Here is a 14,319-nt window from a genome sequence, read left to right on the forward strand (position 1 = left end):
AATGACCCTAGTACTCAATAAAGCCACAACAGTCCTGCCAGTTGATGATGCAGCGCGTGCCCGGCATTTCTACGCGGACACTTTGGGGCTCCCGCACCGTGGCGTGGCAGATGACGGAAGCGAATTGTTCGGCTCAGAAGGCGGCCCAATGCTGCAGCTGATGCCAGTCAAGGATGGAATGCATTCAGAGCACACCACCCTGAGCTTCGAAGTCAGCGAGATCGAGCGCACGGTCCAGGAAATGGAAGCCAAGGGCGTCATGTTCCAGGACTACGATCGCCCGGACCTCAAGACCGAGAACCATATTTGTACAACTGATTCAGAGAAGTGCGCCTGGTTCATGGACTCCGAGCACAATATTCTGTGCGTGCACGAGAACATCACCACGGCAGCTGATTACCAGCTCTAAACGGCTGGCAACGGCGGGTTTTCGGGCGCTCCGGCTCAGCGGGGCGCCCTTTTCTGTTGCCCGCGGCCATCCAGGGAGCCTCGCCGCCTTCCGGTGGCGCCCAGGCCCAGGTTCACGAGAGGGATTGTCCTCAGCTGCGTCCCTGCAATTGGTTCGCGGGCTGGTCAGCTTCCGTTGTACTCGTCGTCGGTGATGTGCTCGCCCCACGTGGTGGTCGTCGCTGCGTCCTCGCCGTTCTGGAGCATGGCGATATGTTCCATGAAGCAGCCAGGGGCGGCCGCGTGCCAGTGCTCCTCGCCGGGCGGCGTGTAGAGCGTCTGGCCGGGGTGGACTTCGACGATCTTGCCGTCCCGGGTTCCGAACCGGCCAACTCCCTGGGTGACGCGGAGGTACTGGCCGTGTTCGTGGGAGTGCCAAGCGGTGCGGGCTCCGGGCGCGAAACGGACGGTCGCGACCACCATCGTCTGATCCGGCTCGTGCGGGAGCGCGATCGGATCGAGCCAGACGTCGCCGGCGAACCGGGCCGGCGGGTTCTTCGCAGTGGGGACAGTGGGTTCGATGTTCATGGTGATCCTTACTTGCTCTCGGTGAAGAGCCGCTTGGCGACGCCCATGGCGGCCATGCCCTTGGGCCAGCCTGCGTAGAGCGTGACATGGGTGATGGCTTCGATGAGTTCTTCCCGGGTGACGCCGTTCTCAATGGCGCGACCAAGGTGGAAGCCGAGCTGTTCGGTGTTGCCGCCGGCGGTGAGAACGGCGACGGTGATAAGGCTGCGGTCACGGGCCGGAAGCTCCGGGCGGTTCCAGACGTCCGCGAACAGGACGTCGTCGGTGAGCTCGGCGAGCTTCGGGGCGAAGTCTCCGAACATGTTCCGGCCGCCGCCGATCTGTTGGGGTTGGTCAGTCATGATGTTCCTTCTTTCAGTGGAAGCTCGAACTGCTGCACAGAGCTTCATGCAGGGCTTCAGGCGCCTCGGCGGTCACAGTTGCTTCCGTCGCCGCGCCAGGGGCGTGAGTTCGTTGGTGCCGTAGCTGTTGTCGTCGGGGTTGACGGTAACGCCGGGTGCGACGAGCTGGTCGATGCGGTTCAGCACGTCGCTGGCCAAGGTGATGTCCGCGGCGGGCAGGTAGGACTCGAGCTGTTCCATGGTGCGGGGTCCGACGATGGCGGCTGTGACGCCGGGGTGGTTGATCGCGAAGGCGATGGCCAGTTCGATGAGCGTCAATCCGGCTTGTTCGGCCAGCTGGGCGAGTTCTTCGACGATGTCGAGCTTGCGCTGGTTGGCCGGGCTCGTCATGTCGAACCGGGCGTTCGGACGCGCGGTTGAGGTGGGCACGGAGGCTGCGTTTTTACGCCAGCGCCCGGAGAGCCAGCCGCCGCTGAGCGGGCTGTAGGTGAGGGTTCCCATGCCGTGGCGCTGCACCGTGGGAAGGAGGTCCTCCTCGATGCCGCGGACCAGGATCGAGTACGGCGGCTGCTCGGTGACAAACCGCTCCAGGTTGCGTTCCCGGGATGCCCACTGGGCTTCCACGATCTGCGACCCGGAATACGACGAGGAGCCGATGTACCGCACCTTCCCCTGGCGGACCAGATCAGTGAGGGCGCCGAGAGTCTCCTCGACGTCGGTATCCGGGCTGGGCCGGTGCACCTGGTAGAGGTCGATGTAGTCGGTGTTCAAGCGGCGTAGGGAGTCTTCCACCGCCCGCATGATCCAGCGGCGGGATCCACCCCGCTGGTTGGGATCGTCTTCGCTCATGGGCATGAAGAACTTCGTGGCGAGGAACACGTCCTCACGCCGGCCCTCCAGTGCCTGCCCGACGATTTCCTCGGATGCCCCGCCGGAGTAGACATCGGCGGTGTCGATGAAGTTGATGCCCGCGTCGAGGGCGCGGTGGATGATTCGAATGGAGTCCGCGGTGTCGTTGTTGCCCCAGGGGCCGAACATCATCGCGCCGAGGCATAGGGGACTGACCTGCACGCCTGTGCGGCCAAGGGGGCGATATTTCATGGGTGGCTTCTCTCTGTCTCAGGCTTCGGGGATGACCATGGCGAAACGCTCTTCGCGGGCCTCGTCGGGGTCCGGTCCGTTGCGAACGCCGGTGTCGAGGGCGTCGATGGCGGCGAGTTCGTCGGCGCCGAGTTCGAAGTCGAAGACGTCGAAGTTCCCGGCGATGCGTGCGGGGTTGGTCGACTTCGGGATGGCTGAGCGGCCCTGCTGCAGGTGCCAGCGGATCATGACCTGGGCGGGGCTCTTTCCGTGTGTTTGTCCGATGCCGGCGATCGTCGGGTCTTCCATCACGTTCCTGCGCTTCTCGCCCCATCCGGGGTAAAAAGTGATGCCGCCGATCGGTGACCACGCCTGGGTAAGGATGCCGTGTTCGGTGTCCGTTGCCTGGACGGCCGGCTGGGCGAAGTACGGGTGCAGCTCAATCTGGTTCAGCGCCGGGACGACGTCTGTGGCCGCCAGCAGTTGCTCCAGGTGATGCGGCATGAAGTTGCTGACACCGATCGCCCGGACGCGCCCGTCAGCAAGCAGGGTCTCCAGGGCCTTGTACGCGCCGACGGTTCTTTCGAAGCGGTCGGGGGCGGGCTGATGCAGGATGAACAGGTCCAGGTAGTCGACGCCGAGCTTGCCTGTCGCCTTTTCCCAGGCGTGCAACGTCTGGTCGTAGCCGTAGTCACTGACCCAGACTTTGGTCTCGATGAACACGTCGGAACGGTCCAGGCCCGAGTTGCGGATGCCCTCACCGACCTCCCGCTCGTTGCCGTACGCCGCGGCAGTGTCGATGTGCCGGTAGCCGGCCGCCAGCGCCGCTTCGACGGCCGCCGTCGTTTGCTCCGGCGGGCTTTGGAAGACGCCCAGTCCGAGGGCGGGCATCGTGACGCCGTTATTGAGAGTAAGTTCCATGTGCATGCCTTTCACGGTATTCAGGTGTGCGGGATTGTGGGAGGGCACGTGAGTACCCCCTTTTCGGATGTAGATAGATCAGCGGGCGGCCTCGGCCAGGGGTGCGGGTGCGGCCCCGAGCGGTGTCAGGTAGCTGGCGAGGATGATCGCCAGGATCGCCGCCGGGTGGGCAGTAGTTGCGGGTGCAAGACTCATGTTTTCCATGGAACCGTGATTTCCCAATGGCGGGGAGTCACGGTCGTTCCGGGTAATGCCAGTGCCTCCCTCGTCGCATTGGCCGCGGGTAGCGTGGAGGCCATGACACACAGCGACGACGTGCGGAAGTTCCTGACCTCCCGCCGTGCCAGGATCACGCCGGAGGAGGCCGGCCTCCCGGTCTACGGCGGAAACCGCCGCGTTACCGGGCTGCGCCGCGAGGAAGTCGCGATGCTCGCCGGGATGAGCATCGATTACTACATACGCCTTGAGCGCGGAAACCTCTCCGGCGCCTCGGACAGCGTCCTTGAAGCCCTCTGCCGTGCACTGAAGCTTGACGACGCCGAGAGGGCCCACCTTTTTGACCTGGCCCGCGCGGCCACGGCCGCTCCCCGGGTGCGGCGAAAGCGCAGCCCGCAGACGGTGCGGCCGAGCGTGCAACGCGTCATTGATGCGATCACGACGGCGCCGGCCTGGGTCCGCAACGACCGCGGGGATGTCCTTGCCGCCAACGAACTCGGCCGTGCGCTCTACCTGGACATGATGGCTGAGCAGGTGACTCCGCCGAACAGTGCACGGTTCACCTTCCTGAACCCGAAAGCGCGGGAGTTCTTCGCCGATTGGGAACGCAGCGCGGACGACATCGTCGCGGTCCTGAGGTCCACCGCCGGGAAAAACCCCTACGACAGAGACCTCACGGACCTGATCGGAGAGCTTTCGACCCGCAGCGAGGAGTTCCGCACCCGGTGGGCGAGGCACGACGTGAAGTACCACCGCACCGGCCGCAAACGGCTCCACCACCCGATCGTGGGGGACCTGGACCTGAGCTTCGAAGCACTGGAACTGCCCGCGGACCCAGGATTGCGCATCAACGTCTACACGGCAGATCCCGGGACACCCTCCGAGGACGCCCTGAAAGTCCTCGCCAGCTGGGCCGCCACCCAGCGCGAAACGGCAGCGGCCGCAGTCAGGGAGAAGGAATGACCGACCGTTCCTCCACCGTGCTCATTGTTGGCGCCACCAGGTCAATGCCCGGGTCCGGTGACGATCTTCTTTCGTTCGGATTCGTGCGCGCCGCCCTTCTTCGCCAGCGTTGAGCACGCCTCCTCGATATCCCGGGCGAGCGTGTCGACGTGCTCGCGGCTCATCGTTTCCTTGACCAGCGCACGCATGATCGTCACGTCCTGGGCGTTCGGCGGCAGTGTGTAGGCCGGCACCATCCAGCCGCGTTCGGCCGAGAGCTGCCAGGCAATGTCGAACTCGTCGTAACCGGGGTCGCCGGCGAGCCGGAACGCAACCAGGGGAAGCTGCTCCTCGTCGGGGCCGATGATCTCGAACCGGCCCATGGCCTCCAACTTCTCGGCGAGGGCGCGGGCGTTGGTCTGCATGTTCTGCATGATGTAGGTGTAGCCGGCGCGGCCATAGCGCACGAAGTTGTAGTACTGGGCGAGAACCATCGACGAGCCGGTGGAGAAGTTCAGGGTGAACGTCGAGTCGGTCTTGCCGAGGTAGTTCTCCTCAAAAACAAGGTCCTTGGCCAGGTCGGCCTTCTCCCGGAAGATCAGCCAGCCGATGCCGGGATAGACCAGTCCGAACTTGTGCCCGGAGACATTGATCGAGCGGACCTGCTCGAGCCGGAAGTCCCACTCGGAGTCCGGGTACAGGAAGGGCCAGACAAACCCCCCACTGGCCCCGTCCACGTGCAGCGGCACATCAAGGCCCCGCTCACCCTTGATCCGGACCAGCAGGTCGTTGATGCCGACGATGTCGTCTTTGTGCCCGGTGAACGTAGTGCCCAGCACGGCTGCGACGCCGATGGTGTTCTCATCGATATGGGCCTGCACGTCCTCCGGGCCGATCGTGTACTTCCCCGGCTGCAGGGGCACGATCCGCGGCTCGACGTCGAAGTAGCGGCAGAACTTCTCCCACACAACATGCACGTCGCCGCCGAACACCAGGTTAGGGCTCGACGTCGATGCGCCGGCGGCCTCGCGGCGTTTGCGCCAGTTCCACTTCAGGGACAGGCCGCCGAGCATGATCGCCTCGGACGATCCCTGGGTCCGGGCGCCCGTCGTCTCGCCGGGAGCGTGGAAAAGGTCTGCGAGCATCCGAATGCAGCGCTGCTCGATTTCGGCCGTGCGGGGATATTCGGCGTGGTCGATGAAATTGCGGTGCAGGTTCGCTGCGATGATCTGCTGGGCCTGCGGCTCCATCCATGTCGTTACGAAGGTCGCCAGGTTGCGGGCCGGATCACCCTCCAGTGCCAGGTCCTCCGACACCAGCCGCAAAGCGTCCTCAGCAGGAATGCCGGTCTCCGGGAACTCCCGGCTCGGAACCTCCTGGGTGACAAATCGGTTGCCGAACAGTGCCACGTCGGCGTCCGCCGGCTGGGAATTTATTGACATCACTTCTCCTAAAGAGACTGTTGAAGGGGGTTACGGATGAGCTCCACGGCTTGCAGGAGACGAGGCGTCGGTGGATTCTGGACTCAGCATCAGAACCGCGCCGGTGAGAAAGCACAGGCCTCCCACAAATGTGCCGAGATTGGACAGCTCGGCGTTCCAGACATCGCCGCTCGACGGTATGACAAACGCCGCGACAGCCGAGATGCCGAACGCAACGGAGCCGGCCACGTTGATCACGCCGATCTTCCACGTTCGAGTCCTGGGCCGGCCGGCAATGGCGCCGCGACCGGCATCCCGCAACGCCACCCCGCTTGAAACGAGGAAGGCGACTGACCCCAAAGCGTCGGGTCGCCACACTTGCTGCTCGGTCAGCGCCGCACTGAGATTGACCCGCATTGCGTTTGCCGTACTCCAGTTGAACCACAGCGTGCCGGCAAGTTGAACCGCGCCAGCAAGCCAGCCGAGATTCCGTGGCGCCCATACCCAAAACGAATGGCGCCGCGTGGCACCCACGGCCGGGAGCGCGTCAACGGCTTCGCGGTACTGCAGGAACGCCGCACAGGTGAAGAACAGCGAACCGACGAAGAACGTGGCTGCACACAAGCGCAATCCCACGGCCTCGGCGTATAGCGGCACCGCTCCCAGGGCGAACAGACTCGAGCCAATGATGAACAACCAGGCGGTCCACCGGTCCCGTACGGTCAAACGGCCCGCGCTCGAGATCTCAGTCATTGTCGGCCCTCGAGGCAGCCCGATGGTGGACCTTGCCGCCAGCGTCAGACGCCACGGGCCCTTTCGGGCCCGGGACCGGGAGCACGTTGGAGATCACGAAGGCCACCGCCACAGCCACCACCACCTGCGGTGTTACCGCCACACCGTCCACTCCCAGCAGCAGCGTGGCCAGCAGGGTCGACGTCAACGGCAGCCGCAGCATGGCTGCGCACATGGCTCCCATGCCCATGCCGAGTCCTGCCGCGAGATTCATTCCGGGCAACCCGCTCGCGACAATACCGAGCGCCGCACCGATGAACATCGAAGGGAACACGGGCCCACCACGAAAAGCGCTCAGGGAGAGCCCGTAGGCCAAGGCCTTACAAACGATCAGCAGGAGGAGCGCCGCAAGCGAGTAGTCCGTGGCGTGTTCGACCAGATCCGGAAGGGCGTCCTGCCCCGAAAACAAGACCTGCGTGAAGCTGTTCCCAGAGATCAACTGGTAGGCCATTGCGGCAAGACCGATCAGCAGGCCGAGCCCGGAGGTCACCAACATCCGGTTCAGGTGCACGAGCGGACGAAGCGAGAGCCCGACCCAGCGGATCAACCATCCCAACAGCGCACCGACGACGCCCATGATCACCGCCCAGCCCAGCGTCGCCAGGGTCGGCGGCACAGCAGGCGGCACGACGGGCAGCGCCAGCGAGAAGCTGCCCAGCCCGGTCCAGCCGTCCAGGCCGACGAACACCAGCGCCCCGACGCCGGACGCGAGCAGTCCGGGCAGGGCCATCAGGCTCAGCGTCATTCCCCCGATCCCGGCGGCCTCCATGATCAGGAATGCACCGAGCACGGGGGATCCGAGCAGGGTACTGATCGCTGCGAAGCTGCCAGCCGACGCCATGATCGTCAGGGCCATCGGCGGAGCGTCCTTCTTCGCCAGGTGCACCGCCAACGCCCCGAGGCCGCCACCGATCGCGATCAGCGGACCCTCCGGCCCGAGCACCGCACCCAGGCTGAGCGTGGTCAGCGCCGCGAGAATAATGCCCACGAGCTCCCGGCCGCTGGGCGGACCGCCGCCCGTCTTGAAGCCGAAAGCCGGTGAGTGGCCCCCGGTTCCCGGCAGATACCGGATGGTCGACGCCGTCAACAGCCCACACAGCACCAACCACGGAACCGGCCACCAGGCAGGAGCGGGACCCCCGAGGACTTGTTCAGGCAGGCCGACGAAGACGTACTGCTGGACAACCGCGACCAAAGCGAGAAAGCCGTACGCAATGACCGAGATGGGAACGCCCAAGACCGCAGCCAGCACGAGCGCAGAGATGTACGCCCTGGAACGAATGACGACGGCCGGATCGAAACTGGGCGGCGATGCGGCAGGCTCGCTCATTCCCGGCAACCCGGCGCGACTGTGACGATCCGGGTGACCCCGAATGTCCTTCTTCCAGGTCGGGGCGGCGTGCCCGGCCGGCAACACCGCGGGTCACCGATGATCAACGAGCAGAACATCATCCCTCCTCCTTCCGCCAGACGGCGGGAGCCTTTAGCGAGGTCTCACAAGCGATAGAGGTGGTCCTTCAGATGTTCTCCAAGCTAAACCCTTCCAAGGGGGCAGTCGTCACCCAATGCGGGTGAAAGAGAACCAAAGCGTTGCGGTCACACCCCGGGTGCCCCCGCTCCGTCCGGGCGTGACCACGGCGTGACCGGGCGCTCCTGCCGGACGCCGTCCACCGTGATGTCCACTCGCTCATTGAAGAAACTGACAAGTCCGTGGATCTGCGCGGCGTCGCGGAGCCGCCGGTCATAGCTCCACGCGACGTTCCTGCCCTGCTCGGAGCCAGGGTAGCTCCAGTAGCTCGCCTGGCCCTTGTACGGGCAAATGGTCCGTTTGGGGCTCTCTTGCATCAGATCCAGCCGCACATCCGACGGCGGAATGTAGTAGCGCACCGGCAGCATGGTTTCGTAGAGCAGCTGCGCGCCGTTCGTCGTGGCGAGCGTTACGCCGTCGAGCCCTACCTCAACGGTGAGCGAGGACGCCCGGATGTCCACACGGTGGAACGGATCACGTGGGTGGCCGATGATCTCCTCGTCGTCCTCGAGCCAGTCGAAAGCGTTGAAATCCAGCACCACGTAGCCGGCGAGGTCGGGGTCCGCCGGCCGGAAGGCAGCGCGGGGCAGCCTCGCATGGGGAGCGACGACGTCGAGCTCCTCACCGGCCGCCGTGTGCCTGCCGAACGCCGTGCGCGGATCCAGCGCCCGCGGCCCCTCCCGGCTCACTCGGAAGCCGTGTTCCGGGACGTCGCCCGCCTGCTGCCCCGGCGGCGCCAATTGGGCACGGAGGTCGCCTTCGGAAACGGCGTAGACGGGGGTGATGCGTTTGGGCTCCCACACCAAGAGCGCACCCAGAGTGTCGACGACGGCACGCCCGCCCACCATGGCACGGACCCTTTTCGCGGTGGGCTGGTAACGCAAATCGGGGAACGTGCTGAAGAGGACGTCAGATATCTTCGTGGCCATGACTACAGGGTGGGCGTCCGTTATCCCGCCGTCAACGACTGACCCGGCCACCCGCCGGCCGGCAGGCGGTCAGCGGGGGACGTGAAGGCCGTGGAACGCCATGGTGATGACGTCGTCGGCCAGCTTCTCCGGGGACAGCGAGCCGCCCGGCTTGTACCACTCGACGATCGAGTTGATGGTGCCGAACAGCAGCCGGGTGACGGTGCGGGGGTCAATGTCCTGGCGGAGCGAGCCCTCATCCCGAGCCTCGGAAATCAATGCGGCGACCTTGTGGTCGAAGGTGCGGCGCCGTTCCAACGCATCCCGCTCGATCTCCGTGTTCCCGCGCAGGCGCAGCAGCAGCGTCACGAAGGGCAGCCGCTCCACCAGCACCGAGATGGTCTGGCGGACCACGAACTCCAGCCGGGCATCGGCCGAACCGGAGGTTGCCCCGGGCTGGTCCAGGATCGCCTCGAGCCCGCCCAGGGCGTGGTCCAGGGCGAGCTTCAGCAGGTCGCCCTTGGACGGGACGTGGTGGTAGATCGCGGACTTGGAGATGCCCAGGTTCTCAGCAAGGATACCCATCGAGGTGGCATCGTAGCCGTGGCGGTTGAAGACGTCGACGGCGATGACCAGCACCGACTGCTGGTCATAGCCGGGGCGGCCGCGCTTGGTGGTGGTTGCTGTGCTGGGCATAGTGGCTAGTTTCTCACGATCTGGTGCTCACTCAGCCCTTGGGGCGCATGTCGTAGATCCGGCGCAGCTTGCCGTTGGACCGCTCCAGCGAGCCGGGGTCGACGACGTCGACGGTGCAGGAGGAGCCGACGTGGATCTTGATCTGCTGCTGCAGGACCTTAGCGGCGGCCGTGGCGCCCTCGACGGTGACGGTGTCGCGGCGCTCGATCTTGACGGTCAGCTGGTCCATGCGCAGTCCCTCGGGCCGGGTCAGCTCCAGCTGGAAGTGCGGGCTGAGCTCGGGGATGCGCAGGGCGATCTCCTCGATCTGGGACGGGAACAGGTTCACCCCGCGCAGGATGATCATGTCGTCGCTGCGGCCGGTGATGCGGCCCATGCGGCGGTGTGCCGGCCGTGCGGTGCCGGGCAGGAGCCGCGTGAGGTCCTTGGTGCGGTACCGGATGATCGGCAGCGCCTCCTTGGTGAGCGAGGTGAACACCAGCTCGCCCGGTTCGCCGTCGCCCAGCACTACGGTGGGGTCAAAGGCGTCGATGATTTCGGGCCGGAAGTGGTCCTCCCAGATGTGGCTGCCGTCCTGCGTTTCCACGGCTTCGCCGGCGACGCCCGGGCCCATGACCTCGGAGAGGCCGTAGATGTCGCAGGCCTTGAGGTTCATGGTGGTCTCAAGCTCGTGCCGCATTTCCTCGGTCCACGGCTCGGCGCCCAGGACCGCGTACTTCAGCGACGTGGAGGCCGGGTCGATGCCCTGCTTGATCATGGCGTCGGCGATGGTCAGCAGGTAGGTGGGGGTGGCCAGGATGGCATCGGGCTTGAAGTCCTGGATGAGGGTGATCTGGCGCTCGGTCTGGCCGCCGGAGATCGGGATGACGGTGCAGCCGAGGGCCTCGGCGCCGGCGTGGGCGCCCATGCCGCCGGTGAACAGGCCATAGCCGTAAGCGTTGTGCACCTTCATGCCGGGCCGGACGCCGGAGGCGCGCAGCGAGCGGGCCACAAGCTTGGCCCAGTCGGCGAGGTCCTTCTTCGTGTAGCCCACCACGGTGGCGCGGCCCGTGGTGCCGGAGCTGGCATGGATCCGCGCTACCTCGTTCTGCGGCACGGCGAACATGCCGAAGGGGTACTCGAGGCGGAGGTCCTCCTTGGTGGTGAAGGGGAACTTGCCGAGGTCGGAGAGTTCACGCAAGTCCGACGGGTGGACGCCGGCCTCGTCGAACTTACGCTTGTACAAGGGGACGCGGTCATAGGCGTAGGCCACCGTGTGCTGCAGGCGGCTGAGCTGGAGCGCCTCGAGCTCGTCGCGGGAGATGGTCTCCTCGCGGTCCAGGACAGCGTCGGTAGTGGCGGCGGCAGTTTCTTGGGTCATCAGTGGTTCCCTGTTTCTATTTCTTGGAGATGGTGCGGCTGCGGCCGCGGAACTCGGCGATGAGTTCCCACGTAGGGGCGTCGGTAGCGGTATCGGTGGGGAGCTGGCCCGGAAGGGTTGCTGCGGGGGCCGCGCCGGCCGGTGCCGCCGCCGGGATGCCCGCGCCTGGGTCGGCGGCGTAGATCTGGATGTCGTACAGCCCGCTGCGTCCGGTGCTGGCGCGGCGGTTCGCGACGGCGGTCAGCACCTGTCCGCGGAAGGCGGGCTTCAGGAAGTTGATGTCGACGCCGGCAGCAACCGTGATGTTGCCGCTGTCGATCCCGGCTTCGCCGGGTTTCGGGCTGGCCGGGTTGCAGGCGAGGGCGAAGGCGGTGTCGCCGAAGGCGAAGATCATTCCGCCGTGGGCCATGCCGAAGCCGTTGAGCATTTCCTGCCGGAGCGTCATTCGGATCGTGGCATGCCCGTCGTCCAGCGCCAGGACTTCGATGCCCATCCATTCCGAGGCGTAGTCGTCTTTCAGGATGGGGTGGGTGGCCCCGGAAACCGTCAGTTCAGCCATGCGTCGTTGCCTCCAGCTTTATTTACCGAATGTTCATTAGGTAATCCCATGTGGGTGCCCGCTGTCAAGGGGTGTAAGTATGCTGGGACACATGGCCAAAGGAATTTACGTCAGCGCGACCACCCCGGGCTCCGGCAAGTCCCTCATAGCGCTGGGGTTGGCGGACACCCTCCACCGGCACGCGGACCGGATCGGATTCTTCAAGCCTGTGGTTCACGGCAACGACGCCGCGGCGGACCCGATGGTGGCGCTGATGAAGGCCCGGTTCGATCTTGATGACCAGCGCTGCCGCGGCGGCCTGACGTTTGCCGAGGTCCGCGGGCTGCTGGCCGAGGGCAACAGGGCCGAGATCGACGCCCGCTGCGTGGAGATCTTCGCCGAAATGTCCCGCCACTGCGACGTGGTGATTGTGGAGGGGACGGACCTCACCGGCCAGGATGCCGCCGTCGAATTCGACCTCAACGCTCGCCTCGCGAACAACCTGGCCGCCTCGATCGTCGCCGTGGTGGGCGCGAAGGGGCGGACCGTCGCGGAGGCTGCCGACGCCGTCGAGGTTGCCCGCAAGGAACTGGCGGCGGAACACTGCAGCCTCCTGGCCATCATGGTGAACCGGGCCAACCCGGAGGACGTGGACGAGATCGTCGCCGCCGTGAAGCCCGGCGCGTCCGGCCGCCCCGTCTACGTCTTCCCCGAACTGGAGGACATCGCACGGCCCACCACCGGGGAGGTGGCCTCGGCCCTTGGGATCCGCCAGGTGGCCGGCCGGCAGGACATGGAACGCGACGTCCATTCCATCAAGGTGGCGGCGATGAATGTGGCCAACTTCCTGCACGTGCTCGACGACGGCGCCCTCGTGATCGTCCCGGGCGACCGTGCGGACGTGATGGTCGCGTGCCTCGCGTCGTCGTTCTCGCCGGAGTTTCCGGTGCCGTCGGCGCTCATCCTCACCGGCGGCCTGGCCCCGGACCCCAACATCTACTCGCTGCTGGCGCAGGCGCCATTCCCCGTGTTCGCGGCCCCGGACGATACCTACACCACCGCCAAACGGGTGTCCGAGGTCCGCAGCGAGATCTGGTCGGGGCACCGCCGCAAGGTGGCCTCGGCCGTGGGGCTGTGGGCTAAGCGCGTGGACGAGGCCGAGCTGGTGGAGCGGCTGCACCTGCCGCGGCTGGAGCGGATGACGCCGCTGCGGTTCCTGCACGACCTCATTGAGCGGGCCCGGCTGCAGCGCCGGCACATTGTCCTGCCCGAGGGGAACGACGTGCGGATCCTGCGGGCCGCCGAAATTCTGCACCGGCGGGACGTCTGCGACCTCACGATCCTGGGCAATGAGTCGGCGGTCCGGGAGCTGGCGTCCACCCAGGGCATTGACCTCTCCGGCATGAGCATCGTGGACCCCGCGACGTCGGAGCTGCGCCAGCAGTTTGCCCAGAAGTACGCGGAGCTGCGGGCGCACAAGGGCGTGGACCTGGCCCGGGCGCTGGAGGTCATGCTCGACGGCAGCTACTTCGGCACCATGATGGTGCAGCTCGGCGTGGTGGACGGCATGGTGTCCGGCGCCGCGCACACCACGGCCCACACCATCCGGCCCGCGCTGGAGTTCGTCAAGACGCGGGACGGCGTCAAGATCGTCTCCTCGGTGTTCCTGATGCTGATGCCGGACCGGGTGCTGGTCTACGGCGACTGCGCGGTCAACCCTGACCCGAACGCGGAGCAGCTGGCGGATATCGCGCTGGCCTCAGCCGAGACCGCAGCCCAGTTCGGCGTGGAGCCGCGGGTGGCCATGCTGTCCTACTCCACCGGCGGATCCGGGACCGGGGAAGCAGTGGACAAAGTCCGGCAGGCCACCGAAGTCGTGAAGGACCGCCGCCCGGATCTGGCCGTTGAAGGCCCCATCCAGTACGACGCCGCCGTCGACGCCGCCATCGCCGCGTCCAAGATGCCCGGCTCGTCCGTGGCAGGGCAGGCGACCGTGTTCATCTTCCCGGACCTGAACACCGGCAACAACACCTACAAGGCGGTGCAGCAGTCCTCGGGTGCGGTCGCCGTCGGGCCGGTCCTGCAGGGGCTCCGGAAGCCGGTTAACGACCTCTCCCGCGGGTGCACCGTAGAGGACATCGTGAACACGGTGGCCATCACCGCCGTGCAGGCGCAGTCCGTGGAGCCCGCTACCGAGCCGGAACCTGCGGCTGCCCGCGCATAGTCAGCAGATGTCCGGGCAGCTGTTCTCCGGGTCAGCTGTTTTCCGGCTTCGCCGGACTTTCGGGGTCTTCCTCCTTGGCGGGCTCATCGGCCAGGCCCGCCGGCGTGAGATCCAGGTCCTCCAGATTCTCGGGGGCCTCGGGCGCTTCGCCGACCTCGGCGGCCTTGGGGTTTCCTGTGTCGTCCAGGGCCGGGTTCGCGCCGACGACGCCGGTGGGATCCGGTTTACCGGAACCGCTGGCGGGTTCGGTGCCCGCTGGTTCGGTGCCCTCCGGCTGGGTCGCGTCGTCAGTCATGGAAATCCCCTTCGTGAGTTGTCCAGTTGGTCCGCCGACTCTAGGCGCCCGGCCCGGCTTTCGCAACGGATGGGCTTTCGCA

15 protein-coding genes are annotated in these 14,319 nt (G+C 66.2%); 3 read left to right on the forward strand and 12 right to left on the reverse strand.

The window, feature by feature from the left end; genetic code table 11:
• Position 1 precedes the first annotated feature (1 nt).
• Positions 2 to 409 (forward strand): VOC family protein, encoded by a 408-nt coding sequence (locus tag AC1D1A_RS03085; RefSeq protein WP_476855566.1) that lies wholly within the window; start codon positions 2 to 4, stop codon positions 407 to 409.
• 164 nt (positions 410 to 573) lie between these two features.
• Here AC1D1A_RS03085 and AC1D1A_RS03090 read toward each other — a convergent pair whose 3' ends face one another.
• The 4 genes from AC1D1A_RS03090 to AC1D1A_RS03105 all read right to left on the reverse strand — a co-directional run bounded on the left by AC1D1A_RS03090 (position 574) and on the right by AC1D1A_RS03105 (position 3,317).
• Positions 574 to 975 (reverse strand): (R)-mandelonitrile lyase, encoded by a 402-nt coding sequence (locus AC1D1A_RS03090; protein WP_476870370.1) that lies wholly within the window; start codon positions 973 to 975, stop codon positions 574 to 576.
• 8 nt (positions 976 to 983) lie between these two features.
• A complete protein-coding gene (locus AC1D1A_RS03095; RefSeq protein WP_476850188.1) occupies positions 984 to 1,316 on the reverse strand; it encodes a carboxymuconolactone decarboxylase family protein in 333 nt (110 codons plus the stop codon).
• Positions 1,317 to 1,388: 72 nt separating this feature from the next.
• Positions 1,389 to 2,417 (reverse strand): aldo/keto reductase, encoded by a 1,029-nt coding sequence (locus tag AC1D1A_RS03100; protein WP_476947120.1) that lies wholly within the window; start codon positions 2,415 to 2,417, stop codon positions 1,389 to 1,391.
• An 18-nt stretch (positions 2,418 to 2,435) separates the two neighbouring features.
• Positions 2,436 to 3,317 (reverse strand): aldo/keto reductase, encoded by an 882-nt coding sequence (locus AC1D1A_RS03105; protein ID WP_476947121.1) that lies wholly within the window; start codon positions 3,315 to 3,317, stop codon positions 2,436 to 2,438.
• Between the two features lie 297 nt (positions 3,318 to 3,614).
• Here AC1D1A_RS03105 and AC1D1A_RS03110 point away from each other — a divergent pair, with 297 nt between their 5' ends.
• Complete coding sequence (locus AC1D1A_RS03110) at positions 3,615 to 4,496, forward strand: helix-turn-helix transcriptional regulator (RefSeq protein ID WP_476947122.1); 882 nt, start codon at positions 3,615 to 3,617, stop codon at positions 4,494 to 4,496.
• Positions 4,497 to 4,537: 41 nt separating this feature from the next.
• Here the strand turns inward: AC1D1A_RS03110 and gad are convergent, their stop codons facing one another.
• From gad to AC1D1A_RS03145, 7 genes are all read right to left on the reverse strand, one after another.
• Positions 4,538 to 5,917: a glutamate decarboxylase gene (gene gad / locus AC1D1A_RS03115; protein ID WP_476855571.1), complete on the reverse strand. Its 1,380-nt coding sequence runs from the start codon at positions 5,915 to 5,917 to the stop codon at positions 4,538 to 4,540.
• 30 nt (positions 5,918 to 5,947) lie between these two features.
• Positions 5,948 to 6,649 carry a hypothetical protein gene (locus AC1D1A_RS03120; RefSeq protein ID WP_476850183.1) on the reverse strand — a complete coding sequence of 234 codons (702 nt, stop codon included), beginning with the start codon at positions 6,647 to 6,649 and terminating at the stop codon, positions 5,948 to 5,950.
• The gene (locus AC1D1A_RS03125; protein ID WP_476872913.1) at positions 6,642 to 8,018 is read right to left on the reverse strand and encodes a chloride channel protein; all 1,377 of its coding nucleotides are present in this window, start codon (positions 8,016 to 8,018) and stop codon (positions 6,642 to 6,644) included. The genes AC1D1A_RS03120 and AC1D1A_RS03125 overlap by 8 nt, the downstream gene beginning before the upstream one ends.
• A 266-nt stretch (positions 8,019 to 8,284) precedes the next feature.
• Positions 8,285 to 9,145: a DUF427 domain-containing protein gene (locus tag AC1D1A_RS03130; protein WP_476872914.1), complete on the reverse strand. Its 861-nt coding sequence runs from the start codon at positions 9,143 to 9,145 to the stop codon at positions 8,285 to 8,287.
• 69 nt (positions 9,146 to 9,214) lie between these two features.
• Positions 9,215 to 9,820, reverse strand: a complete 606-nt coding sequence (locus AC1D1A_RS03135) for a TetR/AcrR family transcriptional regulator (RefSeq protein ID WP_028276376.1) — start codon at positions 9,818 to 9,820, stop codon at positions 9,215 to 9,217.
• A 31-nt stretch (positions 9,821 to 9,851) separates the two neighbouring features.
• The gene (paaK, locus tag AC1D1A_RS03140; RefSeq protein ID WP_476850180.1) at positions 9,852 to 11,180 is read right to left on the reverse strand and encodes a phenylacetate--CoA ligase PaaK; all 1,329 of its coding nucleotides are present in this window, start codon (positions 11,178 to 11,180) and stop codon (positions 9,852 to 9,854) included.
• Between the two features lie 16 nt (positions 11,181 to 11,196).
• Positions 11,197 to 11,739, reverse strand: coding sequence for a hotdog fold thioesterase (locus AC1D1A_RS03145; protein ID WP_476931648.1), 543 nt, complete (start codon positions 11,737 to 11,739; stop codon positions 11,197 to 11,199).
• Between the two features lie 91 nt (positions 11,740 to 11,830).
• Here AC1D1A_RS03145 and pta point away from each other — a divergent pair, with 91 nt between their 5' ends.
• Positions 11,831 to 13,942 (forward strand): phosphate acetyltransferase, encoded by a 2,112-nt coding sequence (gene pta, locus AC1D1A_RS03150; protein ID WP_476947123.1) that lies wholly within the window; start codon positions 11,831 to 11,833, stop codon positions 13,940 to 13,942.
• Between the two features lie 31 nt (positions 13,943 to 13,973).
• Here pta and AC1D1A_RS03155 read toward each other — a convergent pair whose 3' ends face one another.
• Positions 13,974 to 14,237, reverse strand: a complete 264-nt coding sequence (locus AC1D1A_RS03155; RefSeq protein ID WP_028276372.1) for a hypothetical protein — start codon at positions 14,235 to 14,237, stop codon at positions 13,974 to 13,976.
• Positions 14,238 to 14,319 lie beyond the last annotated feature (82 nt).

Source organism: Arthrobacter sp. P1_B9, from assembly GCF_056406495.1.

Bases quoted from the DNA above. Each gene is read 5' to 3' on its own strand.
- AC1D1A_RS03085 (WP_476855566.1), top strand. From the start codon at position 2: ATGACCCTAGTACTCAATAAAGCCACAACAGTCCTGCCAGTTGATGAT.
- AC1D1A_RS03090 (WP_476870370.1), bottom strand. From the start codon at position 975: ATGAACATCGAACCCACTGTCCCCACTGCGAAGAACCCGCCGGCCCGG.
- AC1D1A_RS03095 (WP_476850188.1), bottom strand. From the start codon at position 1,316: ATGACTGACCAACCCCAACAGATCGGCGGCGGCCGGAACATGTTCGGA.
- AC1D1A_RS03100 (WP_476947120.1), bottom strand. From the start codon at position 2,417: ATGAAATATCGCCCCCTTGGCCGCACAGGCGTGCAGGTCAGTCCCCTA.
- AC1D1A_RS03105 (WP_476947121.1), bottom strand. From the start codon at position 3,317: ATGGAACTTACTCTCAATAACGGCGTCACGATGCCCGCCCTCGGACTG.
- AC1D1A_RS03110 (WP_476947122.1), top strand. From the start codon at position 3,615: ATGACACACAGCGACGACGTGCGGAAGTTCCTGACCTCCCGCCGTGCC.
- gad (WP_476855571.1), bottom strand. From the start codon at position 5,917: ATGTCAATAAATTCCCAGCCGGCGGACGCCGACGTGGCACTGTTCGGC.
- AC1D1A_RS03120 (WP_476850183.1), bottom strand. From the start codon at position 6,649: ATGACTGAGATCTCGAGCGCGGGCCGTTTGACCGTACGGGACCGGTGG.
- AC1D1A_RS03125 (WP_476872913.1), bottom strand. From the start codon at position 8,018: ATGAGCGAGCCTGCCGCATCGCCGCCCAGTTTCGATCCGGCCGTCGTC.
- AC1D1A_RS03130 (WP_476872914.1), bottom strand. From the start codon at position 9,145: ATGGCCACGAAGATATCTGACGTCCTCTTCAGCACGTTCCCCGATTTG.
- AC1D1A_RS03135 (WP_028276376.1), bottom strand. From the start codon at position 9,820: ATGCCCAGCACAGCAACCACCACCAAGCGCGGCCGCCCCGGCTATGAC.
- paaK (WP_476850180.1), bottom strand. From the start codon at position 11,180: ATGACCCAAGAAACTGCCGCCGCCACTACCGACGCTGTCCTGGACCGC.
- AC1D1A_RS03145 (WP_476931648.1), bottom strand. From the start codon at position 11,739: ATGGCTGAACTGACGGTTTCCGGGGCCACCCACCCCATCCTGAAAGAC.
- pta (WP_476947123.1), top strand. From the start codon at position 11,831: ATGGCCAAAGGAATTTACGTCAGCGCGACCACCCCGGGCTCCGGCAAG.
- AC1D1A_RS03155 (WP_028276372.1), bottom strand. From the start codon at position 14,237: ATGACTGACGACGCGACCCAGCCGGAGGGCACCGAACCAGCGGGCACC.